The sequence below is a fragment of the Neorhizobium sp. LMR1-1-1.1 genome (assembly GCF_040675795.1).
Taxonomy (GTDB): domain Bacteria; phylum Pseudomonadota; class Alphaproteobacteria; order Rhizobiales; family Rhizobiaceae; genus Neorhizobium; species Neorhizobium cellulosilyticum.
On the sequence record NZ_JBEGHE010000044.1, the window covers coordinates 1 to 4,574 of the forward strand.

7 protein-coding genes are annotated in these 4,574 nt (G+C 57.6%); 1 reads left to right on the forward strand and 6 read right to left on the reverse strand.

Annotation, left to right across the window (positions count from 1 at the left end; all coding sequences use genetic code 11):
* From MRBLMR1_RS23130 to MRBLMR1_RS23145, 4 genes are all read right to left on the reverse strand, one after another.
* On the reverse strand, window positions 1–256 hold a 256-nt coding region (locus tag MRBLMR1_RS23130; RefSeq protein ID WP_500066474.1), incomplete at its 3' end, for a hypothetical protein.
* A 259-nt stretch (window positions 257–515) separates the two neighbouring features.
* The gene (locus tag MRBLMR1_RS23135) at window positions 516–1,271 is read right to left on the reverse strand and encodes a bestrophin-like domain (RefSeq protein WP_183688601.1); all 756 of its coding nucleotides are present in this window, start codon (window positions 1,269–1,271) and stop codon (window positions 516–518) included.
* A 187-nt stretch (window positions 1,272–1,458) separates the two neighbouring features.
* Window positions 1,459–2,616: a site-specific integrase gene (locus tag MRBLMR1_RS23140; RefSeq protein WP_500066483.1), complete on the reverse strand. Its 1,158-nt coding sequence runs from the start codon at window positions 2,614–2,616 to the stop codon at window positions 1,459–1,461.
* On the reverse strand, window positions 2,616–2,903 hold the full coding sequence (locus tag MRBLMR1_RS23145) for a DUF7673 family protein (RefSeq protein WP_500066476.1): 288 nt from the start codon (window positions 2,901–2,903) through the stop codon (window positions 2,616–2,618). Before MRBLMR1_RS23145 ends, MRBLMR1_RS23140 begins: the two co-directional genes overlap by 1 nt.
* Between MRBLMR1_RS23145 and MRBLMR1_RS23150 the strand changes: the two genes are divergently transcribed.
* On the forward strand, window positions 2,890–3,375 hold the full coding sequence (locus tag MRBLMR1_RS23150) for a hypothetical protein (protein ID WP_500066478.1): 486 nt from the start codon (window positions 2,890–2,892) through the stop codon (window positions 3,373–3,375). The two genes, MRBLMR1_RS23145 and MRBLMR1_RS23150, sit on opposite strands and share 14 nt — an antisense overlap.
* Before the next feature lie 204 nt (window positions 3,376–3,579).
* On the opposite strand, the gene MRBLMR1_RS23155 is transcribed toward MRBLMR1_RS23150, so the two are convergent.
* Together MRBLMR1_RS23155 and MRBLMR1_RS23160 are read right to left on the reverse strand one after the other, a co-directional pair.
* On the reverse strand, window positions 3,580–3,954 hold the full coding sequence (locus MRBLMR1_RS23155; RefSeq protein ID WP_500066479.1) for a type II toxin-antitoxin system VapC family toxin: 375 nt from the start codon (window positions 3,952–3,954) through the stop codon (window positions 3,580–3,582).
* Complete coding sequence (locus MRBLMR1_RS23160; RefSeq protein WP_500066481.1) at window positions 3,951–4,208, reverse strand: type II toxin-antitoxin system VapB family antitoxin; 258 nt, start codon at window positions 4,206–4,208, stop codon at window positions 3,951–3,953. The genes MRBLMR1_RS23155 and MRBLMR1_RS23160 overlap by 4 nt, the downstream gene beginning before the upstream one ends.
* Between the last annotated feature and the right edge of the window lie 366 nt (window positions 4,209–4,574).

Below are 4,574 nucleotides of genomic sequence, written 5' to 3' on the forward strand. Positions count from 1 at the left end.
GGTAAGATGGTGTCTGCAAACTATCGTTGGGCTGCGGGTCAAGATCTTCCGTCCTGCCCAGGATCTGCAGGAGCGAGTCGTGCTCGGGCTTGCCGACGCTCACCTCAAGAAACCGATCTATGGTGCTCCTGGTTTCATGTCCGCCAGACGATGCGTTCGCTGTGTGAAGAACGATCGCCTGACCTGTCGATGGATCGGTCTCGAGCGACCAGCTGTCTCCATTGGCGCTGAGCGAGAATGTTTTGCCGTCAGTCATATTCCGGCTTCCTTGTCGGTGAGAGCGGCCCCAACAGGGTGCTGGGGACAAAGGCAACGCGGTGCTGCGGTTGACGCGCTTACATCCAACGGCAGCATGAAAGCGTTGGTTCGCCGCTCTTTCAGTCGTCTATGAAGTGAGATCTACGGGAGGTGCAGCGGCACATAGGCTAAACAGCCGGAGGACACCGATTGTTCCGGTCGCCCACTAGAGCAGCCGCGCGCGCCCACTGCGACAATTTCCGCGGCGATCTCATCGATTAGAGCTCAAGCTGGACAAGCGCTCTTTTGAGGGGAGCATCTGAAATCTGAATCGCGCCAGCAAATGGAATGTCCATGTCCAGGACAAGATAGATCGACGCCGCCACGAGACCAGAAGAGACGACGAACATGCCTGCTATCACTGGGTTGAATGGTGCGCGATATCCAAACGACGCGAAGATCAACGTCAACCAGGCGATCAGCATGACGATCAACGGTGTAGGAATGATCCCCTCGGATTGCTCTACTATGGACCAGCGTTGCTCGACGATCTGCCGATACTGGCGCTGCGCCTCAGTTATCAGGGAAAGGTGATATCCGTCGGCCGGTTGGAGCATGGCCAGATGATCGCCAATAGTTGCAAGTCGTTGCTCAGCCAATCTGGAGCCCGGTGCTTGGTTGGCACGCTCGGGCGCATCGATTGCCGCGGCTAAATAGTCTTTCAGGCTTTGCCGTGCTTGGACAGCACCCAAGCCATACGTCCGCAAGCTACGATCAAGAAGGATAATCTGGGTGGCGTAGGAATGAACATTGCGGTCAATCGTTTCATAGGTCGCCTTCGACGAATTGATCATCAGTCCGAACACCAGCGACGTCATGATCGCAAAAATATTCGCAATCAGCCTGACGATGGTGTTTGTCTCGTCGTCTCTGTGGTGAGCCGGAAGCCGCGGGCAAAGCCACATGACACCGAACGCCGCACTGATCAAAATGAAAAACACCCCAACTGAACCGATGATTTCTTCCAATGACAGCTATCCTTGGTCGTGAAAGTATGTTCGAGACATTGCGCAAAGCGCTTTGCAGATTTCAGGATCCCCCGATCTCCAGAGCGGGCCGTCCCAGAATTGAAAGTTATAGTTCGCTACGCTGCATCAAAAGATGCAGAATTATTCTGCGGCTGCCTCGCCCCATGGTCAACAAGCCAGCGTTTTGCGAATATCACAGAAGTCGTGCCGCACGCCCACTTCGCCGCGTCGCGTTATTGTAATAGCTCGATGCCTGCTGCACCGATCGATGCCGTGACTGCTCCATCGCCTCGGGGAGCGGGATCCCACGATTAGCTGCCTCGGTCAGATATCCCGACCGCAACCCATGTGCCGAAAACTCCCCCGGCTCCAAGCCGGCCATCGCCGCCCGCTGCTTGACGATATCGTTGACCGATTTCGGATCCAGCACCCGGTTCGACACATTCCCCCAGCGATCGACTTTTCGAAACACGGATCCCGCGTCGATCTTTGCCGCCGTCATCCATGCTTCCAGCGCCTCGACCGGCCGGCCGGTAAGATAGACGACCTCGTCGTGATCGGCACCGGATGTTTTCGTCCGTCCGAGACGAATGGCAAGCGAGGGGAGGGGAGGGCCGCCTTCGACAACGATCGTTGGCTCGACCGTTAGCTGCTCGCGACGCAGTCCAGCAATCTCGCTGCGCCGGCGTCCACCTGAGGCGAACGCGACCATCAGGATCGCCCGGTCACGGAGATCGCGCAGACTGCCGCTCGCACAGGTCGCCAGCAGCTTTGCCAGCACATCGCCGGTGATCGCCTTGGCGCTTTTTCGTTTACGCGGCCGCGGCGTGGCTCGAACGGCAAGGCGCATCGCAGACTTGAGGGCAGGGGAGGCGAAGGCTCCGGAAAGCCCGCGCCATTTCGTCAGGGTCGACCAGCTGGCCAGCCGCCGGCGCACGGTGTCAGGCGCATGCGGGCCGGTCACCTTCAGAAAACCCTGGGTGCGGAGGCTTTGCTCCACGGCTGCCGCCATTCCGTGCTCCGGATCGGTTTCGCGCTTTGCCGGATCCCACAAATGATGCGCCACGAATTTCAGCAGCAGCGCCTCGGGCGCCGGCCAGGGCAAAGACTTCCCCGTGGCCGCCAGCGACCAGGCCTGTAAATAGGCAAGATCGGAGGTAAGCGCGCGAAGCGTGTTTTCGCCCATGCCTTCGTTGACGAGGTGGCGCAGCGTCTCAACATCCTGATCAGTCAAAAGCTCGGCCAGCTCGTCACGCCGCTCCAGTGGCAGGACGGCAGCGATCGTGTCGAGCTCTGCGATCCGTCCCTCAACGGTAGAGAGATCCTGAGCAGCCTTGCGGGACTTTGCCATCATTTCACAGCCGCCTGGGGCCGCCAGCGCGCAATCACCTGCTCGATTTCGCTGCGATACTCGTAGAGGTAAACCACATCTTCCTCACGCGCGAGCCAGGTAAAGATCGTCGCCATGTCCTCGGAAACTTCGCGATCGACATTGGCCAGATCTGTCAGGTCGAAGCCGCCGTGCTCTTCGGCATTCCACCAGGCGAGCAGAAAGTTCGCCACCCGCCGGCCCTGGCCGGAATCCTGATGGGCGATGTTGCGCAGCTTTTCGAGCGCGAAGCGGATGCGATCTTCCATAAACAATGCCTTGTTTGGCGATGAAGGGGTGGCTTGGGTAGGCCAGTTGTACGCAGTATCAGGCAACTTCGTCTCAACGAGACATCAACGTCTTTGCCGGCTGATGAATGTAGAACTTGTCTTTCGCCAATGGCGCGGCCGACCGATGCTGCTACAATTCGTTGAACGGGAGGAGATGCCAGTGCCTGAATGGCCCAAAGACAAGCTTTTGAGGACCGGATCCGATCTGCCGATGGCGGAACGCATCCGGCGATACCAGCACAACATTCGCACCATCCGGGCGTCGGGCTGCGTTGTGCCGACATTCTCTATGGTTGATACGCTTGATCCGGCCGAAATCGAGATCTGGTTCGCCGACAAGGCTTTTACGACGGATCGACTGGACCGATTGATGCGGAGAATTGCCGGCCTTCCTGCCGAAACCGAATTTCCCAGCCTGCTCATCCCTCTTGAAAAAGACCGCGATCCGTAAAGAGCGCAGTCCCCGGCACGCGCCAGGTCGTCGGGGCTGTTCGCTCGAGCGCGATTGGCTTCCGTTCCCATCAACACATCCGTGACAGCGTGACAAGAACATTGACAAGAACAATCGCCATGGGAAAAAGGCCCCAGCATCAAAACCCACTTTTTGCGTGCGGCAGCCGACCTCGTCATGCCATTGACGAGGCTGGATGGATTTTTAGATCTGTCTGCCCGAAATCATGACCCTTGAACAACAGAGGCGCCCTGGCGATTGCCGCAACGGCGTAGGAGAAGCAGTCGCCCATATTGAGCGCAGCCAGATGACGACCCGGCCGTACCGCTCGAAAGCGTCTTCGGCCGCACGATAATGTTTTTCGTCGAATGCGATGGTCGTGACGTTCGGTGTTACCGCGAGACGCTCTATCATCTTTGCTGCACTGGCAAATCCTTTGCCGGTAAGTACCATTGGCGCTTCCAGCAGCGTAGGCCAGCCGATGATCACTGGCTGACGGCCTATGAGTGGCCTGAACACCTCGGCTTCGGCCTCGTTCGCGGCAATCGCGATGATGACCGACGTATCGACAGCGATCATATCGGCAGACCGTTCTCGTCGTAGAATTCATCGTGGTTCGACGTCGTGCCGGGTGCGATATTGCGTCGGTCCTCAGCTGCCATATCCCAGACGGCATCCATTGGGTAGCGGGTGGCGTCAGAACGCAGCTCCTGATCATAACGCTCGAGCGCCAGCTCGACGAGCCGGTTGATCGGCTGGCCGGTGCGACGGGAGAGCGCATGGGCCAGGTCGCGGGCCTTGCTGCTACGTATGGAAAGCTGTGGTTCGGACATGGTGTGCCTCATCGAAAACCTCACTCGAATATAACGACGAGCACGCAAGATGGCGAGAATTTCACTATGGATGGCTTACCTCCGATAAGAGGTACTTATCGATGGTTATAGCGCCAGCCCGCAATCATACCATGTGAGGAACCATAATATTCAGATAGCGTTCCTGTAAGACTTCATTTACCATAAAATCAATGGCTTACGATTTCGGCAAATTGGCAATTTCGAGTCTTTTGGAACCGGTGTTGGTTTCCACGCGGAACTGAGCCGGTTTTTCCACCGAGAAGTGAGCCACCTCTGAGTATGGTTTTCTGATCAGGCTTTGGTCAAGGGATTGGCCTTTTCTCCTCTCTTCTGAGCTGCTGCGGC